The 18,423-nt window shown below is 57.2% G+C and carries 14 protein-coding genes and 1 pseudogene; 11 read left to right on the forward strand and 4 right to left on the reverse strand.

Annotated elements, in window-relative coordinates; all coding sequences use genetic code 11:
• The first annotated feature begins 43 nt into the window (after positions 1-43).
• The 3 genes from msrB (at position 44) to D8U60_RS26130 (ending at position 1,484) form a co-directional block, all read left to right on the forward strand.
• Positions 44-439: a peptide-methionine (R)-S-oxide reductase MsrB gene (msrB, locus tag D8U60_RS26120; protein ID WP_122611555.1), complete on the forward strand. Its 396-nt coding sequence runs from the start codon at positions 44-46 to the stop codon at positions 437-439.
• A 104-nt stretch (positions 440-543) separates the two neighbouring features.
• Positions 544-1,029: a glutathione peroxidase gene (locus D8U60_RS26125; RefSeq protein ID WP_016770854.1), complete on the forward strand. Its 486-nt coding sequence runs from the start codon at positions 544-546 to the stop codon at positions 1,027-1,029.
• On the forward strand, positions 1,026-1,484 hold the full coding sequence (locus tag D8U60_RS26130) for a MarR family transcriptional regulator (protein ID WP_016770853.1): 459 nt from the start codon (positions 1,026-1,028) through the stop codon (positions 1,482-1,484). Before D8U60_RS26125 ends, D8U60_RS26130 begins: the two co-directional genes overlap by 4 nt.
• Here the strand turns inward: D8U60_RS26130 and D8U60_RS26135 are convergent.
• Positions 1,468-3,789, reverse strand: coding sequence for a response regulator (locus D8U60_RS26135; protein ID WP_122880975.1), 2,322 nt, complete (start codon positions 3,787-3,789; stop codon positions 1,468-1,470). The genes D8U60_RS26130 and D8U60_RS26135 overlap by 17 nt on opposite strands.
• Before the next feature lie 165 nt (positions 3,790-3,954).
• Between D8U60_RS26135 and D8U60_RS26140 the strand changes: the two genes are divergently transcribed.
• Together D8U60_RS26140 and D8U60_RS26145 are read left to right on the forward strand one after the other, a co-directional pair.
• The gene (locus tag D8U60_RS26140; RefSeq protein ID WP_122880976.1) at positions 3,955-4,845 is read left to right on the forward strand and encodes an ATP-binding protein; all 891 of its coding nucleotides are present in this window, start codon (positions 3,955-3,957) and stop codon (positions 4,843-4,845) included.
• On the forward strand, positions 4,842-5,324 hold the full coding sequence (locus tag D8U60_RS26145; protein WP_130901296.1) for a GAF domain-containing protein: 483 nt from the start codon (positions 4,842-4,844) through the stop codon (positions 5,322-5,324). The genes D8U60_RS26140 and D8U60_RS26145 overlap by 4 nt, the downstream gene beginning before the upstream one ends.
• Here D8U60_RS26145 and D8U60_RS26150 read toward each other — a convergent pair whose 3' ends face one another.
• The 3 genes and pseudogenes from D8U60_RS26150 to D8U60_RS26160 form a co-directional block, all read right to left on the reverse strand.
• Entirely contained in the window at positions 5,325-8,270 is a 2,946-nt protein-coding gene (locus D8U60_RS26150) for an HD domain-containing phosphohydrolase (protein WP_130901297.1), read from the reverse strand.
• A 49-nt stretch (positions 8,271-8,319) separates the two neighbouring features.
• Positions 8,320-11,964: a transporter substrate-binding domain-containing protein gene (locus D8U60_RS26155; RefSeq protein ID WP_130901298.1), complete on the reverse strand. Its 3,645-nt coding sequence runs from the start codon at positions 11,962-11,964 to the stop codon at positions 8,320-8,322.
• An 8-nt stretch (positions 11,965-11,972) separates the two neighbouring features.
• Positions 11,973-12,056, reverse strand: a pseudogene (locus tag D8U60_RS26160) (DNA-binding response regulator); the annotation flags it as partial.
• Positions 12,057-12,105: 49 nt separating this feature from the next.
• Here D8U60_RS26160 and D8U60_RS26165 point away from each other — a divergent pair.
• From D8U60_RS26165 to D8U60_RS26200, 6 genes are all read left to right on the forward strand, one after another.
• Positions 12,106-13,671, forward strand: a complete 1,566-nt coding sequence (locus D8U60_RS26165) for a recombinase family protein (RefSeq protein ID WP_130901299.1) — start codon at positions 12,106-12,108, stop codon at positions 13,669-13,671.
• Between the two features lie 1,354 nt (positions 13,672-15,025).
• The gene (locus D8U60_RS26180; RefSeq protein WP_130901301.1) at positions 15,026-15,916 is read left to right on the forward strand and encodes a helix-turn-helix domain-containing protein; all 891 of its coding nucleotides are present in this window, start codon (positions 15,026-15,028) and stop codon (positions 15,914-15,916) included.
• 543 nt (positions 15,917-16,459) lie between these two features.
• Complete coding sequence (locus D8U60_RS27740; protein WP_177435496.1) at positions 16,460-16,750, forward strand: hypothetical protein; 291 nt, start codon at positions 16,460-16,462, stop codon at positions 16,748-16,750.
• Positions 16,729-16,950, forward strand: coding sequence for a helix-turn-helix transcriptional regulator (locus tag D8U60_RS26190; protein ID WP_130901303.1), 222 nt, complete (start codon positions 16,729-16,731; stop codon positions 16,948-16,950). Before D8U60_RS27740 ends, D8U60_RS26190 begins: the two co-directional genes overlap by 22 nt.
• Positions 16,951-16,983: 33 nt before the next feature.
• Positions 16,984-17,199: a hypothetical protein gene (locus tag D8U60_RS26195; RefSeq protein WP_130901304.1), complete on the forward strand. Its 216-nt coding sequence runs from the start codon at positions 16,984-16,986 to the stop codon at positions 17,197-17,199.
• 298 nt (positions 17,200-17,497) lie between these two features.
• Positions 17,498-18,292 carry a short-chain dehydrogenase gene (locus tag D8U60_RS26200; RefSeq protein WP_130901305.1) on the forward strand — a complete coding sequence of 265 codons (795 nt, stop codon included), beginning with the start codon at positions 17,498-17,500 and terminating at the stop codon, positions 18,290-18,292.
• The last annotated feature ends 131 nt before the right edge of the window (positions 18,293-18,423 follow it).

An 18,423-nucleotide genomic window follows, 5' to 3' on the forward strand; every position in this document is an offset into this window, starting at 1 on the left:
GAAAAGGTACAGATCGGGCTTTTTCAGCCGCTGAGGTGTGATGATGGAAAAGTTGCAGAAAACCTTGGAAGAATGGCGTGCCATGCTCGACCCCGAGCAGTACAACGTCTGCCGTCTGAGTGCCACCGAGCGCCCGTTCTCGGGCAAATACAACGACACCAAAACCGACGGTGTCTACCACTGTGTCTGCTGCAACGAGCCTTTGTTCGATTCGAAGACCAAATTCGACTCCGGCTGCGGCTGGCCGAGCTTTTACGCGCCGATCGGCGATAGCGCGATGACCGAAATCCGCGACACTAGCCACGGCATGATCCGCACCGAAGTGAAATGCGCGCGCTGTGATGCGCACTTGGGCCACGTGTTCCCGGATGGTCCGCCACCCACCGGCCTGCGTTATTGCATCAACTCGGTGTGCCTGAATCTCGAGCCGCGCGAATAACCAAAACAGGCGACATTGCGTCGCCTTTTTATCAAGCAATTAGATTGCACACAATTCAATTGCTCGTTATGTTTGCGCCTTCCTGACCATTGCGGAGCCGACCCATGAGCGACAACCTGCTGAATATTCCGTGCACCACCATCAAGGGTGAGCAAAAGACCTTGGCCGATTTCGCCGGTAAAGCGGTGCTGGTGGTCAATACCGCGAGCAAGTGTGGCTTCACTCCGCAATACAAGGGCCTCGAAGAACTCTGGCAGACCTACAAGGACCAGGGGCTGGTGGTATTGGGTTTCCCGTGCAACCAGTTCGGCAAACAGGAGCCGGGCAATGAGGGCGCCATCAGCGAATTCTGCGAACTGAATTTCGGCGTCAGCTTCCCGCTGTTCAAGAAGATCGACGTCAACGGCGCCGATGCTCACCCGCTGTTCGTGCAGTTGAAGAAGCGCGCCCCGGGCCTGCTCGGCTCGCAGGGCATCAAGTGGAACTTCACCAAGTTCCTGATCGGCAAGGATGGCCAGTTGGTCAAGCGTTTCGCCCCGACGACCAAGCCGCAGGACCTGAGCGGCGAGATCGAAGCTTTGCTGAAATGAGCCAGCCGGGTGACTCGCTGAAGCTCGACAGCCAGTTGTGCTTCAAGCTGTACGCGGCCTCGCGGGCGGTGATTCGTGCCTACAAGCCGATGCTCGATCAGTTGGGCCTGACGTATCCGCAGTACCTGGCGATGCTGGTGCTGTGGGAATGGCAGGATGCTGCGCCGGAGCAACCGACGGTCAAGGCCTTGGGCGAGCGTCTGGCGCTGGACTCGGGGACATTGACGCCATTGCTCAAGCGTCTGGAGCAGATCGATCTGGTCCAGCGCAGGCGCTCGGCGCGCGACGAACGTGAGATGCATCTGAGCCTGACGCCTGCCGGAGCCGCATTGCGCGAGCGGGTCGGTCCGCTGAAAGCGCGCCTGCTCTGCGACAGTGGCGTTGATCTGGACCGGCTCAATGATTTGCGCGCCGGCCTCGATCACTTGCTCGGGCAAATCAAAGCGCTGGCGTAGTCGGCATCCATTGATCGAGCAGCGCGGCGAGTTCTTCGCGGCGAAACGGTTTGGCCAGATAGTCGCTCATGCCCGCTGCGCGGCAGCGTTCGCGTTCCTCGGACATGGCATTGGCGGTCAGCGCGACAATCGGCAGATTCGGCCAGCGCCCGCTCTGGCGAATCTGCCGACTGGCTTCATAGCCATCCATCACCGGCATATTGCAATCCATCAGCACCAGATCGAAGTCGGCAAACTCCAGCTGATCCAGCGCCTCGGCGCCATGCCCCGCCACCACCACATCGCAGCCAAGCTTGCCGAGCATGCCTTTTGCCACCAGTTGATTGACCGGGTTGTCCTCGACCAGCAGCACCTTGCCCCGGCGCGCGGACGGCGAGGCGTCCGCTTGCGCTTCGGTGAGGGCGGCGACCTCCGGTTGCAGAATCCGTCGCAGATGCTGGTACAGCGCGTTGCGCGCCAGCGGCCGGGCTTGCTGCTGCAAGGGGGCGAGGGCGGCGGCTTCTTCGCTGGGCAGAAAACTGCCGTAAGCAGTCACCAGCAGAATCGGCGCGGTGATGCTCGGGCGCAGACCGAACAGGCATTCCGGACAATCGGTGATCAGCACATCCGGATTCAGGCCCAGCAGCGAATCATCGATGGTGCGCTGTGTGTATTCCAGGCCCCACACCGGCAACAAGCTTTTCAGCAATTCCGCCAGACCACTGCTGGCAGCGGTGATGGCGAGAACCTTGCCGCGTAACGGTATCGGCGGCAGCGCGCGGGTGTGAGAGGGCAGTGGCAGTTCGGCGCAGAACTGGCTGCCGAAGCCGCTTTCGGAACTGATGGTCAGCCGACCCTGCATCGCCTCGCACAGGTTGTAAGTCAGCGCGAGCCCCAGCCCGGTGCCGCCGTACTGACGGGTGATACCAGCGCCGGCCTGGGTGAAAGGCTGGAAGATTTTCACCTGCGCTTCCTGGGCGATGCCGATGCCGGTGTCGCAGACTTCGATACGCACGCCGCCCTTGTGTGCCGACAGGCGCACATCGACCCGACCGAAGCGGGTGAATTTCAGCGCGTTGGACAGCAGGTTGCTGACGATCTGCCGCACCCGGGTCGGGTCGCCCAGCACCAGCGCCGGGAAGTGCGGTTCGATCAGACAGGTCAGCTCGACGCTCGGCGCGGCGTTCTGCGAGAGCAGGTTGGCGGTGTCCTCGATCAGCGAGCCGAGGTCGAACGGGATGTTTTCCAGCTCCAGTTGCCCGGCGTCGAATTTCGACAGGTCGAGAATATCGTTGAGCAGTTCCACCAGCACCTTGCCCGAGTCGTGGGCGATCGACAGTTGTTGCTGCTGCTCGGCGTTGAGCGGGCCATCCAGCGACAGTGCGATCATCCCCAGCAAGCCATTGAGTGGCGTGCGGATTTCATGGCTCATGTTGGCCAGAAACGCCGAACGCGCTTCGGCCATGTCCAGCGCGGTGCGGCGTGCCGCTTCAAGTTCTTCGTTGGATTGACTGAGGCGGGCGTTGATTGCCTTGAGTTCGGCGGTGCGCGCCGAGACGATGTCTTCCAGTTGCGCGAGGTATTCGGTCAGGCGGTTTTCTGCGGTGCGCCGTTGCTGGATTTCGGTGGCGATGTTCTCGAACTGCTGATTGGCGACTTTGACCAGCACGCCGATCTCATCGTTGCCGTGGCCGGCCGGGCACTCGAGCGTGGTCGGCTCGGCGCTGCGCGGGTCGCGGCCGCTGAGCTCACGGATGACCCGCACCAGTGGTTTGGTCAGCATCACGTAGAACAGCGCCAGGAGGATCCCGGTCAGCAGCAGACTGCGGGCGAAACCGTTGAGCAGGGTGACTTCCGCGCGGCGCAAGAAGCGGCTGCCAAAGGCGTAGGTGTCGACTTCCAGTTTGAGGACGCCGAGGGATTCGTTGGGCAAATGGTCGAGGTACAGGCGATCTTCGAAATGACGCTTGGCGCCGAACAGGAAGTCGCTGATCAGCCGATAGCTGCTCTGCAGTTCCGGGCGTTTGACGTTGGCCAGGACGGTCTCGTTGTTGTCGATCAGTTGCGCGGCGATGATCGCCGGCGAGCGCAGCAGGCCGAGGGTGAGCTCCTGCGCCAGTTCGGCATCGATGTTGTAGGCGATGCGCGAGGCCGGATTGTGGCTGATTTCCAGCAGTGCGAGGATTTCCCGGTTGATGGAAGCGTCTTCGCTGGCATAATCGATGCCGATCTGCAGCAGACTGAGCAGGGTGCCCAGAATGAACCCGACCAGCACGGTAAGCCTGGCTTGCTTGTAAGACAGCCGGTGGGTGAATTTGATATCCATGGGTTGTTGAACCACTTCCGTTTCCCTTCGCTGCTCAAGCATAGTCGATCATGCAGGGATACCGAGGTTCCCGAATCGCCTTGTAACAAGGCTTGCTGAGGCGATTTTATCTGTGTGTCGTCGCTGGATCGTCATCATCACTGTGAAAGTGCCCGAGGAGAAGACGTGGATTCCCGATTGAATGCTTTTCTTGAACGCGCCGAGTCGGTTCTGGCGCGAATCGAACCACTGTTGCCGGCACCGCGCCCCGTTATTGACTGGAACACATGCCTGGCAGCGCGCTGGCAGCGTGACGGTCGCAGCGGCTACCTGTTGCCGCTGGAAGTCAGCCTCGACATGCGTCTGTCCGACCTGATCGGCGTCGACCGGCAGTTGGAGCAGTTGGGGCGCAACACACAACAATTTCTTGATGGCATGCCGGCCAACCACGCCTTGCTCTGGGGCTCGCGCGGTACCGGCAAGTCTTCGCTGGTGCGTGCGTTGCTGGCTGAGCACGCCGCTGCCGGCCTGCGTCTGATCGAGATCGAACGCGATCACTTGGCTGACCTGCCACGGGTGGTCGAGCAAGTCGCCAAATTGCCGCAACGTTTCGTGCTGTTCTGCGATGACCTGTCGTTCGAATCCGGCGAAGGCGACTACCGCGTGCTGAAAAGCGTGCTCGACGGTTCGCTCGAGCAGGCACCCGACAACGTCTTGCTGTACGCCACTTCCAACCGCCGCCACCTGGTGCCGGAAAAGGAAAGCGACAACGAAAACTGGAAGCGCGTCGACGGCGAGTTGCACCCGAGCGAAGCGGTGGAAGACAAGATCGCCCTGTCTGATCGTTTCGGTCTGTGGCTGTCGTTCTACCCGTTTACCCAGGAACATTTTCTCAACGTCGTCGAGCACTGGATCGGCCAGTTGGCCGCCAAGGCCAACCTGAGCTGGCAGCGCGACGAAGCACTGGACATCCTCGCCGTGCGCTGGGCCACCGGCCGCGGTAATCGCAACGGACGTTGCGCGTATCAATTCGCCCGCTACTGGGTGGGACTGAAATTGCTGGAGCACAAGGCATGATTGATTTGCAACAAAGCGGCCAGGGCCTCGAAGGCTACGGTATGTTGGCCGCGCAACTGGAATCGCTACTGGCGGACGAACGCGACTTCATCGCCAATGCCGCGCAGTTTTCCGCGTTCCTGTTCAACCAGCTCGATGATCTGAACTGGGCCGGTTTCTACCTCAATCGCAACGAAGAGCTGGTGCTCGGCCCGTTTCAGGGCCAGATCGCTTGCGTGCGCATCCCGTTCGGGCGCGGTGTGTGCGGCGCTGCTGCTGCCAGCCTGCAAACCCAGCGCGTCGAGGATGTACATGCCTTCCCGGGCCACATCGCCTGCGACAGCGCGTCCAACAGCGAACTGGTAGTGCCCTTGGTCAAGGACGGACGCCTGATCGGTGTGCTCGACCTCGACAGCCCGAAGCTGGCGCGTTTCGGCGCCGAAGATCAGACCGGCATCGAACAACTGGCGGCGATTTTCCTGCGCCTGACCGACTGCTGATCAACCGCTGAGGCCAGCCTTGTGCAACAGGCTGGCCGTCTCCACGCTGTCGATTTGCGCGGGATCAAGAAACCGCGTCGCGTACTGCATGTACACACCCTCATTGATGAACAGGCCGAACAGCGGCTCATCGATGTGCGCTTCACGGCACATGGTCGCCATGATCCCCAGCGCCTCGCTCAACGACTTGGCTTTCTTGTAAGGGCGATCGGCGGCGGTCAGCGCTTCGAAAATATCGGCAATCGCCATCATCCTCGCCGGCAGGCTCATCTCCTCGCGCTTCAGCCGTTTCGGATACCCGGTGCCGTCCATTTTTTCATGATGGCCGCCGGCGATCTCGGCAATGCTGTCCAGGTGACCGGGGAAGGGCAGGTGGCTGAGCATCATGATCGTCTGCACCATGTGATGGTTGATGATGTAGCGCTCTTCGCGGGTCAGCGTGCCACGGGCGATCTTCAGGTTGTACAACTCGCCGCGGTTGTACTTGTACGCGGGTACATCGAGTTTGAAGCCCCAGGGGTTGTCCTCGGGGATCAGCTCGTTCTTGTCGCGTTCGATCAGATGCTCGGGTTTGTCGGCAAGCAGTCTTTCACTGACGGGCAGCGTCGCCGCCGGTGTTTTTGCCTGGCGGCGGTTTTCTTCCCAGGACACACCGAGGCGATCATCCAGTGTGCGCAGCCATCTGCGTTGCGCGACTTGCTCGAGGCGCAGCAGATCGGCCTCGGCCATGGCCTCGCCACCGAGATTGCAGCGGGCGACAAAGGCAAAGTCCTCGTCGAGCATCAGCAACTCATTATCACGGGCGCGGGCCAGCGCCGCTTCGTCTGCACCGCTTGCCAGCGTCTGCCAGTAGTTGATCCACACGTCACGCTTGAGCACCTCGAAGCGGGTGCGGATTTCGTGGATGCGGTCGTTGATGGTTTCGAGTTTGGTGGCCTTGTCGACTACGTATTCCGGCGTCGTGACCTTGCCGCAATCGTGCAGCCACGCTGCGATGTGCAACGCCTCCCATTCATCCTCGCTCGGTTGGTAAGCGCTGAACGCCGGGTCCTGGCTTGCCGCAGCAGCCTGGGCGAGCATCAGCGTCAATTCCGGCACCCGCTGGCAATGGCCGCCGGTGTAGGGGCTCTTGGCATCGATCGCGCTGGCGAGCAGTTGGATGAAGGCATCGAGCAGTTGTTTTTGCCGCGCTTGCAGACGCTGACTTTCGATGCTCACCGCCGCCGCGCCGGACACCGCCTGCAAGAAGGCGATACGATCGGGGCGCAGCTTTTCCAGATCGCCCGGCGCACCGCTGTCATTGACCAGCAGAATCAGCAGGCCGATGGTTTCGTCGTGCTGGTTGTGCAGGCGGATACCGATCAAGTGAATGCGCGGTGATTCCATGGCCAAGAGGATTTTCTGCAAGTCGCCGGCCTGATCGAAGCCCAGATGGCTGACGGTATTGTTGGCGCTGGCCAGTTGCTCGAACCACGCCGGGCCGGTGTTCTTATGCAGCTCGCGTCCCTCAATGTCGAACGCCTCCAGCTTCTGCGGCACGCCATCGATGACCAGTCCATAAGGTTCCATGCGCGCGCCGTCGGCCTCGCGCAGGTAGATCAGACCGGCCTGCGCCTGAGCGATCTGCACGGTTTCGAACAGCACGCGTTCGAGTAGCGGGGCAAAACGGGTTTCGGCGCAAAGGCTGTCGGTGATGCGGAAGAAACTGCCGAGGGTTTCTTTCATCCGCGCCATCGACAGGCTCAATTGATCGACTTCCAGTACGGGCGAGCGGCGCGCCAGCGGAGAACTGAAGTCGAAGCTGCGGATCGCGTCGGCTTCCTTGACCAGCGCATGCAGCGGCTTGACCAGAATCCGCGAAATCACCCAGCCCAATGGCAGGCACAGCAACAGGATGGCCAGGGTGATCAGCGCGCCTTGCCAGCGCATCCGGAACGCATCAACCAGCAATTCGTCTTCCGGCACCAGCAACGCCAGTTGCAAACCTTTCGGCCCGCCTTCCTCAATGCTGGTGCGCGCGACGATCCATTGCCGGTCGTTTACTTGCAGACGCTTGCCGATAGTGTCGGAGCTGAGCAGCGCGTTCAGCTCAGGGCTGAGATCGGCCGCTCTGGCCAGACGCGCAGTGCGGTCATCGACGATCAGGCGATGGCTGTCGTGATAGGCCACGGCGTTGCCATCGGTGTCGTACAGTGCGATCTCTGTCGAAGGCGTGACACGGTGCTTGCCCAGGGCGGTCGACAGCGAAGCGAGGGTCAGGTCGGCGCCGATCACCGCGTTCTCGCCGCTGCGCCGTGCCAGCGTGGTGCCGACATTGTGGGTCGAGAAAAATACATAGGGCTCGGTGGTGATTTGCCCGGCCTGTTGCAGGGCGTCGCTGAACCAGGTGCGGCTGCGCGGATCGTACGGCTCGTCCGGATGATCGCGGCGGCTGAGCGGCGTCAGCGCCTGATCAAAGAACAGTGATTGCGAGCGTACAGTGCCTTGCGGCTCGTGCTCGATGCTCCAGACCTGATAGGCCGCCGCTTCCGGCGCCTGAAGCTGTGCCTTGAGTTCCGCCGTGCGCAGCGCGCGCACCATGAAGAAATCACCATTGGCGTAACCCAGATACAACGACGCCAGCGCCGGGTTATCGGTGAGCGACTGGCTGAAGGGTTTGAGCAACGGCAGGCGTTGTTGCAGATCGCTCGCGTGGGCCGCCGGGGTGTCCGCCAGCAGGCTCAGCAGGTTGCGGATCGGTTGATAGGTTGCCTGCAGATCGAGGCGTACATCCTGCTCGATGCGGTCAAACAGCTTTTCGCTGCTCGACAGGATGATCTGCGTGGTCTGGTGGTAATTGAACAGGCCCAGCACCACGCCCGTAAGCAATAAAAGAAAGGTGAACATGACGCTGATGTGCACGTGCAGCGGCAACCGGCGTTGCTCGGGGCGCAGTGGGCTGTGCATTGCTGACTCTCCATGAATGTTTAACTCACTGCTCAGCGTCCAAGCATAGTTAAGACTCGCTGACTGTGCCTTGATCGGCCAGGGTCAATTGCTGCTGCAGGGCCTGCGCCAGTTCGAGCATCGCCTGGCTGGTTGCCGCCCAGCGACGGGCTATCTCCTGTGGCGCGAGCGCTTGCTCGCAAGCGGTCTCAAGCTCATCGCAACATTCAATCAGCCGCGAGGCCTGCGCGATGCGTGCTGCGCCCTTGATCTTGTGCGCAACCACCGCCAGCGCTTCGCGATCATCCTCGGGTGACAGCCTGAGCAGTTCCTCGCGGTCGAGGCGGCTGCTCTTGAGTAGTTCCACCAGCATGCGTCGGGTCTGCGCCGGGTTGTTGCCGGTCAGCAAGCTCAGACTTTGCAGATCGAACACCGAGGCCGGTGATGCCGGCGTGATGCCGTCGATCCACTGTCCGAGCAGGGTCAGACTCAACGGTTTGAACAGGCAGTCGTCCATGCCGACGAGCTTGCAGCGCTGGACTTCTTCGGGCTGGGCATTGGCGGTGAAACCCAGCACGGTGCACGGCGGGCGATGGTTTTGCAGTTCAAGCTGGCGAATCCCACGGGTCATCTCGTAGCCGTTCATCAAGGGCATGTTGCAGTCGACGATCACCAGATCGAAATGATCGGCCTTCCACCGCTCAAGGCCGCTGCAGCCATCTTCGGCAATGCTGAAGCGATGTCCGAGAAACTCCAGTTGCTGACACATGAGCAGACGGTTGGCCGGATGGTCGTCGACAACCAGGACATGTAACGGCGTTGTCGCAGGCTTGATCAACGGTTCGCTTTTCGGCGGATTCGCCTTTGCCGGCAGGCTGTCCAGCGGCAGCGATATGCACACCTGAGTGCCGATGCCGGGCTGGCTGCTCAACTGCAGTTGTCCGCCCATCATTTCGCACAGGTTGCGACTGATGACCAGCCCCAGTCCGGCACCGTTTTTTGCCTGCCGACTGCCATTTTCCGCCTGCGAGAATGGCTCGAACAAGCGCTGTTGATCTTCGGCGCTGATGCCTGAGCCGCTGTCCTGCACGGTCAGCTGCATCAATGTTCGACCAGCAGCGTCTGCCGGGATCAGGTCGAGGGTGATCCGCACGTGGCCACTGTCGGTGAACTTGATAGCGTTGCTGACCAGGTTGGACAGCACCTGCTTGAAGCGCAGCGGATCCAGATGCACATCCACAGCCGGGTGCGGCGGGTTGAAGACGACTTGCAAGGCAAGGTTTTTCTGCCGCGCGAGGCCGTCGAAGATGCGTGCAACGGAGGTCACTGTGTCGACCAGATTGATCCACTCCGGGGACAGGCTCAGACGCCCGGATTCGATGCGGGCAATGTCGAGAATATCGCCGATCAGCCCGAGCAGATCCTTGGCCGAATGGTAGGCCGTGTCGATCGAAGCGCGATCGGGGTGTTGCGGATCGATGCGTCGCAGGGTCAGTTCGAGCATGCCGATCACGGCGTTCATTGGCGTACGGATCTCATGGCTCATGGTTGCCAGGAAGGTACTTTTGGCCCGGTTCGCCTCGTCCGCCTGTTCTTTGGCTGCACGCAGTTTTTCAAACAATTGGCGGCGTTCACTGATGTCTATCCAGCCGCCGATAATCCCTTGAACGTCACCGCTGGAGTCGCGGTAGGGAAGAATCCAGTGGTAAATCGTCAAACGGCGGCTGCCGATGTGCAGAGGCCGGTCGAGTATCAACGGAATGCCTTCGGCAATGACTCTCTGGTAATCGGCCTGGAATGCCTCGGCCTCGCAAGCGTTGCTCAGGGTGCCCTGCATCACGCCTTTGCCGATGATGTCCTCGCGACTGGCGTTGAACGCTTCGAGATAACTGTCGTTGCAACTTTGCAGCAGACCCTGGCGATCTCGCACGTAGATCGGGTGCGGCGTGCCGTTGACCAGCGAGCGCATGAACTCCAGTTGATCGTTCAGTGCACGTTCGGCAGCCTGGCGTTGTTTGATCTGGTGGCGCATGTAGGCGTTCCAGGTCAACAACAGCAGCAGGATCAGGCCGGCGGCTGCGACCACTTGGTAGAACAGGCGCTGGTAGTTTTGCCAGATGTTCTGTGATGCCGTGGAGTAACCGCGCCAGCGGCCGTTGATCACGCCGAGCTCCTCGGGAGCGATGCTCAGCAGCGCCTTGTTGATGATCGAGGCCAGTTCGGTGTTGTCACGTGCGGTCGCCAGCGAGAAGGCTGCCTGACTGGTGCCGATCGTGGTGGTGATTTGCAGTGGCCGATCGAATATGCGCGAGGAGATGAAATAGTTGGCGATCACCAGCGAGTTCACCGCACCGTCGACATGGTTCTCGGCGAGCATCGACACGGCGCTGAACGTGTCGGGGGTTTCGATCAGTTCGATGCCCGGGAAATTCTCATGCAAGTAGGCGACCAGCGGATTGCCTTGGGCGATCGCCAGACGCTTGCCTTTGAGTTGGCCCAGATTGGTCGGGCTGTCGGCGCTTTTGCGGGTCAGCAGCACGTAGGAATTTTCCAGATACGGGCGACTGAAGCTCAGGTTTTTTTCACGTTCGGCGCTGGGCAGCAGGGCGGCAATCAGATCGGCTTTGTGGTTGTCGATCTGCCTGATCATTTCCGCATCGTTGCGGCTGCGCTGAACCTCGAAACGCAGGCCGGTACGCAAGCGGATCAGCTCGAGCAGGTCGGCGCTGATGCCGCGGAAATTGCCGGCGCTGTCGAAGAAGGTCAACGGTGCGTAAGCTTCATTGACCACCACGCTGACGACGGGATGCTGCTTGAGCCACTTTTCCTCACGATCTGTCAGCTGCAGTTTTCTGTCAGTGAGCAGCAGGTCGCTGCCGGCGCTCCAGCGCTTGGCGATGTCGTCGCGCTGACTGCTCGGGATCGCTGCGAGCACCGTGTCGATGATGCCCAGCAGTTGCGGATTGCTGCGCCGCACGGCGAAGCTGAAGCCATGGGCTTCCTGCTTGCCGAAGTTGGCCATACGGACATTGTTGAGATAGCCCTTGTTGATCATGTAATGGGTGGAGAGGGTGTCGCCGAGAAACACATCGGCCTGGTCGAAGGCCACCGCGTTGATTGCGTTCTGGTAGGACGGATAGCAGGTGATCAGCGCTTTGGGATACAGCGCTTTGATCTCGGGCACCGGCAGGTAGTGATACACCATGCTCAGGCGCAGGCCGGCGAGGCCTTCGGTCAGCGAGCGGGTTTCGTCCTCGCGGGTTACCAGTACCGGCTGATCGACCGCATAGGGTCTGGAAAGCGCGAGGTTGGCATTGCCTGCTTCGTAGCCGTTGGCTGTGCCAAGCAGGTCGATCTGGCCATCGATCAAGGCGCGAATTGCAGCCTCGCGCGAGGGAAAGCGTTGCACGCGAATCGGCAAACCGGTGGCCTGACCGAGAATCCCTGCGTAATCGGCGGTCAGTCCCTCGTAGTCCTGGCCACTGACGGTCATGTCGAATGGCGGGTAATCAGGTGCGGAGGTACCCAGTTTCAGTTCGCTGCGAGTCTGCAGCCATTGCCGTTGTGACGGCTGCAGGACAGTTTGCACGGCCTCGGTGGCCGAGCGGCTGAGCAATGCATAGTCCGGTGAAGCGCTTGGCGCGGCGAGGGCATTGGCGCTCAGGTACAGAACAGCGCTCAAGGCAATCAGGTAGTCCTTTACACGGCTGGGCATGCGGAGTCTCACACGAGTGCGTTACGTTTGGCCATCTCGATAAGTTCTACAAGGGATCTGGCTTTGAGTTTTTGCATCAGACGCTTTTTGTAAAACTTTCATATGTATACTTAGACGCACGAAAATCAGCTAGAGGGCGCCATGCCTACAGCATTTAGCTACGCACGATTCTCGAGTGCCATTCAAAAGAAGGGTTCAAGCCTTGAGCGTCAGCAGGCGATGGTTGGTAGCTGGATTCTTCGGCACCCTGAGTACGCTCTAGGTAACCTGACGTTCCAAGATTTGGGCAGGAGCGGGTGGAAGGGAGATCACATCAAGGATGGCGGTGGCTTTGCTGAGTTGCTGGCCGCTGTAAAGGCTGGTGTGATTCAAACGGGGGATGCTGTCTTAGTTGAGTCGATCGATAGGGCGGGACGTCTAGACACTCTGGATATGCTTACAAGAGTGATCGCACCGATTCTGGACGCTGGCGTTTCCATCATTACCCTTGACGATAACGTTGTTTACACACGCCAGAGCTTGGACGGCGGCTCCATCTATATTCTGTTGGGTAAAATCCAAGCAGCCCGCCAGTACAGCGATAACTTGAGTCGTCGTCTTACGGCCTCCTATGACTCTCGCCGTAAGCTTGCGGCCGAGGGCAAGACGCCCAAACGTATTACGCCCGTATGGCTTACTTCACATGGTGTCGTGATCCAAGAGATTGCAGATCAGGTGAAACAGGCCTTTGAGTTGTATGCGTCAGGGCTTGGTAAGGCTGTCATCGCGAAACGGATGCGTGAGTCTGGTATCGCTGCACTAGCTAAAACGTCTGGGCCAGGTGTCGAGGGCTGGCTTCGCAATGAGGCTGCGATAGGGCGCTGGAACGGGTCTCACGTGTACGAGCCAATCGTAGACATCTCGCTGTTTCAGCTCGCACAGATTGAGGGCGAGAAACGCAAGACGACCCCAAGGACAAAGACAGCCGCTCATTTTCTTGTGGGGTTGGTGAAGTGTGGATGCTGCGGCCACAATTTCATCATGCGCACCATCGGAGGTGTTCAGGTTTCCATGAGGTGCAGGAAGAGGCAGGAGCTCAAAGGTTGCGACAACAAGAAAGTGATTCCGAAGGAAATCATTGATGCGGTTTACAAATACACATCTGTCACTGCAGCCTTGGAAGTTGTGAATCGTAGCCACAGCGGCGTGAATGAGAAGGCGATCATTGCGGCCGAGGTCAAGCTACTTGAAGTCTCAAAGCAGATGCAGGAGCTATCCTCTGCAATTCTCACTGTAGGTGCCATTCCTGAAGTGTTGTCCCAGCTCCAGCAACTGCAGGGAGAACGGGAAGCCACCGAGCGAGAATTAGCACTGCTCAAAGCCACTGTAGTTCCGTCAGCCAAAGGATGGATCGAGCAGGGCAAAGTGTGGGAGCTTGAGCGAAACGATCCTCAGCGTCTCTCCGCTATGCTCCGTAGCGTCGGTTACACAATCACGATTCATCCTGACGGTCGCCTCGTTTCGGGCTCTGGTGCATATCGGTACGCTGGTGTTGATCGAAAGGAAAACCGATACAGGCTGATGCAGGGTGACAAGCTCATGTTAATCCAGAAAGGGCCAGAGGAAGATTACCCGTACTGGGAGCCGTTTGATGAATTGGCGGGGGAATCGACGTGGGATGAGGCGGATTTCGAAGACCTGAGCCGCTTGTACGAAACACCAAAGTGAAATGGATGCTAGGGCAGGGATGGGGGCCTCGAAAACCCCCTCAAAACCCTCCAAAACTCGTTAAAAGCGCGACGTACTTTCGCCACACTTCAACCACCAACATCAGTTTCATCCCGTGTTTACGGGACTGGACGAGCCTCTGCACCAAGCAAAGCGCGTACTCCGCACCACGGAATCAGTTTTTTGCAAAAAACACGCCTGTCAATAGAGGATTGACAAACGGCAGAAAATCTGTAGAATGCGCGGTCTACCCAGTAGGTAGACAGACAACTTAGAAGCCTCTACGCGACCACGGTGCGGACAAATCGCCCAGAAATCGCAGGAGGTTTTTTAACGCCTGAACTTTGGCTGACCACCACCGACGGTCACAGCAGATCATGAGAAGCCCCATGACAAACGCAGTAGAAGCACCACCAACATTGAGGTCGACGAAATCGAATAGCTGAGTTCCTGCTCCTCCGTATAGAGAAGAATGACGAGCCCGATGCCGACCAATGTGTCGGTTTTTTTTCGCCCATTTTTTCCAACTGAACGGAGGTAACAACATGGAGCAACACAGCATCACTGACATCACCAGGACTATCCACGTAGATTCTTACGTAGCAGGGCTTCACCTCGATTACAGCCTTGGGGAAGAGCTGCCGCTATTTCCCCCTCCCCCGGGCGGGTCGCTGACCTACGGCGTTTGCTACAATTCTGGGCGACGTCGTAGGGCGTTGGGGATGCCCTTCTTCAAGTCAGGGAAGGGAACGCCATACAAAACTTGGCACAACATGATGCGACGAGCTTACGACCCGAAGAAGAGCTCCGCCTATGAAGGTTGCAGCGTCTGTAGAAAATGGTGGGACTATCAGGAGTTCGCCGCGTGGTATTCCGTGCAGCCATACGCCTTCGAACCGGACGCAGAGCTGGACAAAGATATTCTGGACCAACTGAACTGCGTGTACTCACCAGAGCATTGCTCGGTAGTTCCGAAGGTGATCAATCAGATTTTCAGGGACACCCGAAGTCGTCGAGGGGTTCTGCCTATCGGAGTGTCAGTTGCGTCAGGTGGAGTCGGTTTTGTTTCTGTACTTTCGAGGTTCGGCAAGGCTGATGTACTGGGAATATTCGATGACATCACGGAAGCCTTCAGAGCGTACCAGTCGGCCCACCGGGCGTACTGCAATCAGTTGGCAGATATCTACGAATCAAAGCTCGACGCACGCGTTATCCTCCGACTACGAAACTGCTCCCGACACATCCGGGACTGAATTACGCACCACCCAAGTACCACCGCAGGCTTTGGCCTGCGGCAACCATACCCATCGAGGCACAAGCCTATGAAATGAACTTGAATACAGGAGAACCATCCATGCAGCACTCGCTCGCCTCTAAATCGCCCACCGATACAGCCGCCACCAATAAATCCCTCTCCACTTCCGACCTACTCTCTCCAGCAGAATTGGAAGCATTGAATGCACATATCGCCGCTAACGCCGATCGGTGGCTGGCAGACAATGCACCGAAAACCAAAACCAAGCTTCCTCGAAAGCCGAAGAGCACGCGAGGACCAAAGCCCAAGGTGATTGAGAATCCGTTTTATGGGTTCATCGGCTGTACAACGTACTGGGGGCGTTACCCAGTGTTTGCACTGGACATCATCGAAGGCATCGCTCGACTTGACTGGCATGATCGCCCCATTGGTATTGGGGGGAAGTCTATGCCGCTGTCTGTACGTAACCTTGCCGTAACTCTGGAAAGCCTCCCGGTCGTGACAAACGAAGCAGTACAGGAGTTGCTACAACTTGGGGAGAGGCACGCAAGACGTTACGTCAAAGCAATCGAAATGATCGTTCCATGGATGATGGAAAGCCGTCCGCGATCCTTGATCAACGAGATGGATGGTATCGATCCTGAGCCAAAAGCATGTGAGTGGGATGATCGGGATGATTTGTGCAAACCAAGTGCCGAGGAACTGGCCAAGCTGCAAAATGATTTGCGTACCTTCACCGAATTCAAGACTGAAGAAGAGTACGAATCGGAATATCCGATACAGCCAGCTCTCGTTAATGTCGTAGCCTTGCCGGTTCGTCATGAGCCACAGAACCGGCATCAGCACCCGAAGAAGCTCGACGTATTGAAGATGCTGGCACAAGGTGTGGCAGTCAAGACAATTGAACGATGCGCCGGAGTATCGGCAAAGACCATCAGGAAGTGGCGTGACGAGATCAAAACCGTTCAGGATGAGTTGCAGGCCGCATAATTGGCCTGTCCCAAGGAAGGGGGGGCTAATTCGGCCGCATGTATCATTGAAGCATTGGGCGGAATACCATTTTATGTGCGGCCTGAGTCAGGATAATCCTTGTAACGTTCCGATTTCGGATCAGTACACCAGTAAAATAAAAGGATCAACACACACCCAAGCTCTTGATCTGCTCCACCGAAGGTAACGTGCGATAACTTTCAGCGAACGCTGACGGGAATACTACCGAATACGTCCCGATTCGATTTTGCACCAACAGACAAGAGCATGATCAAAATCACAAGCGAAGAGCTGGATTTGTATGGCTTTCGTTTGTTACTGAAGTACATCAAAGGATTGTCTGCGGTAACGCCATGGCTGAGTCCCGTTGAAAACTCTCGTTTTCGGTGCAAGCACACAGACAGAGTCACAGTAGTTGAAATCCTCGATGCGTCGCTTAGATGAATCCGCTACTGATCAGGACTACCATTTGGATGTTAGATCAGTTTCAACCCAACTGTGTTGTTTCCCACTTTGTACCTTGCTCTCCATGATCTGACTGATTTGCCAGTCAATCTTTCTGTTGTGCCTGTCATTGCTCCGCATGGTGATTCCCCACACGATCAACCAAAGCCCTCCAGTCAGAACGGTCATGATGACGTGCAGAATGTGATTGGTTTTCTTCTTCTGGGTAGTCAGTACAAACAATTTCTCGTTCATTGGTCATCCCTGTCAGGTGTTCTCTGGGTGAGCGACAAGAATACCAATGTATCAATTGGTGTGTCATCATTTGGTGTGTTCACGATTGGGGTGCATGCGACCATCATTCTGGGATGCAACCAAACCAGAATCTGAGAAAGGGCTTCGGCCAGCGAATACGAGAGCTACGCACTAATCAGGGCTTCAGTCAGGAGGCTTTTGCTGATCGGTGCGGGTTCGTTCGAACGTATATGTCACGAATTGAGACGGGCACAGCCAACCCCAGCCTAGACGCGGCCAAGGTGCTTGCGGATGGACTGGGAATGACCTTGTCAGAGCTGCTACAAGGGCTCTGACGACTTCTACACACAAACTCAAGGAAATGAGTCGTGCCAGACATCACAGAAGCCCATATAGCCACAGCGGACGTTCTAACTCTCCTGCTGCACAACCAGCACGCGCTTGCATCAGCGATCGAAGAAGTGGCTTTGTGGGCTAAAGCCAGTGGCTCAAGCGAAGCCCATGAGAACGCCCTCACCGCATTGCAGACTCTCGATGCGAACGCATCAGCCATCACCGCAGGGATTCTCAAGCTCCGGCAATAGCTCTATCACCGCACTAGGCTCCGGCGGCAGTCATCTCGATCATCAAACCTGAGGGAGGTCTCGAACAAAACGCCCCCTGCAAAGGATGAATGTCCCCGAGTGGCGTCTGTCAACTGAAAGGCTGTCCCAGCAGGCAATCGTTATCGAGAAAGCCAAGCCTCACGATTTATAGAAGCTGTCTGATGGGGGGTAAATCGGTTATATTTTAAATTAATATCATTTGTGCTTACATGATTTTAATGTAGTAAAATGAAAGTTAACTGTGGTTTTTTAGTTTAATTGTGCATGGAGTAGCGAAATGGCTGGCTTTCCCTCGCCCGAGGAGTTTTGTCTCAAAGTTCCTTTGTATAAGGAATTTGAAGTAAGTAAGGATAATATTGAGAATGTGTCCGCTCTGCTGCTGTACGCAGGGCATTTGGATGCGTACTGTCCCCAGTGTAAGTCACATACGGTTTCCAATTGCAAGAGCAGCATCAAAGCCCCTTGGATTCATGATGAAAACTGGTATGGAGATCTTTTTTTTAATATATATTCTAATTGCTCAAGAAATAAAAATCATGTGAGTATTTACACTTTTAGGGCAAGCCAGGATTCTGGCATACAGAAGATTGGGCAGTACCCGTCTACTGCCGAATCCAACTTGTTCGATGTCAAAAAATATTCTAAAGTTTTAGGGGCTGAAGAATTTAAAGGATTCACTAAAGCAATTGGCCTTGCAGCCCACGGAATAGGTGCCGGCTCCTTGGTTTATCTGAGGCGAATTTTTGAGTCGTTGATAAAGGAAGCACAGGTAATTGCTTCGAAGGAGCCCGAGTGGGATGAGGTGGCTTACAATAACGGCCGAATGCAAGACCGAGTGAAGCTATTAAAGGATCATCTACCAAGCTTTCTGGTTGATCATCACAAGATTTACAGCGTGATGAGCAGTGGAGTCCATGAACTTTCAGAGGCTGACTGTCTAGAGTTTTTTCCGTTGCTGAAAATTAGCATTGAACTCATTCTTGATCAGAAAATATTAGAGTCTGAGAAACAAAGAAAAACTCAGGATGTAAGTAAGTTCTTGAGCAAATTTGATCAGATGCAATCAAAGTAGCTCGACGCGAAAAGACGCTTCTGCCTAAACGGGCGCACTTAATCCCTATCCATTGGGGGGCGTTACGCTGTTGTGATTAGGGCGTACTCTTATGGGTATACCCTTGCGACCACTTGTCGGTGAATACGGAT

The sequence above is a fragment of the Pseudomonas sp. Sample_11 genome (assembly GCF_004307505.1).
Taxonomy (GTDB): Bacteria; Pseudomonadota; Gammaproteobacteria; order Pseudomonadales; family Pseudomonadaceae; genus Aquipseudomonas; species Aquipseudomonas atacamensis.

What these genes read in the sequence shown, in the direction of transcription:
- msrB (WP_122611555.1), top strand. Translation starts at nt 44, where the DNA reads ATGGAAAAGTTGCAGAAAACCTTGGAAGAATGGCGTGCCATGCTCGAC.
- D8U60_RS26125 (WP_016770854.1), top strand. Translation starts at nt 544, where the DNA reads ATGAGCGACAACCTGCTGAATATTCCGTGCACCACCATCAAGGGTGAG.
- D8U60_RS26130 (WP_016770853.1), top strand. Translation starts at nt 1,026, where the DNA reads ATGAGCCAGCCGGGTGACTCGCTGAAGCTCGACAGCCAGTTGTGCTTC.
- D8U60_RS26135 (WP_122880975.1), bottom strand. Translation starts at nt 3,789, where the DNA reads ATGGATATCAAATTCACCCACCGGCTGTCTTACAAGCAAGCCAGGCTT.
- D8U60_RS26145 (WP_130901296.1), top strand. Translation starts at nt 4,842, where the DNA reads ATGATTGATTTGCAACAAAGCGGCCAGGGCCTCGAAGGCTACGGTATG.
- D8U60_RS26150 (WP_130901297.1), bottom strand. Translation starts at nt 8,270, where the DNA reads ATGCACAGCCCACTGCGCCCCGAGCAACGCCGGTTGCCGCTGCACGTG.
- D8U60_RS26155 (WP_130901298.1), bottom strand. Translation starts at nt 11,964, where the DNA reads ATGCCCAGCCGTGTAAAGGACTACCTGATTGCCTTGAGCGCTGTTCTG.
- D8U60_RS26165 (WP_130901299.1), top strand. Translation starts at nt 12,106, where the DNA reads ATGCCTACAGCATTTAGCTACGCACGATTCTCGAGTGCCATTCAAAAG.
- D8U60_RS26180 (WP_130901301.1), top strand. Translation starts at nt 15,026, where the DNA reads ATGCAGCACTCGCTCGCCTCTAAATCGCCCACCGATACAGCCGCCACC.
- D8U60_RS26190 (WP_130901303.1), top strand. Translation starts at nt 16,729, where the DNA reads ATGCAACCAAACCAGAATCTGAGAAAGGGCTTCGGCCAGCGAATACGA.
- D8U60_RS26200 (WP_130901305.1), top strand. Translation starts at nt 17,498, where the DNA reads ATGGCTGGCTTTCCCTCGCCCGAGGAGTTTTGTCTCAAAGTTCCTTTG.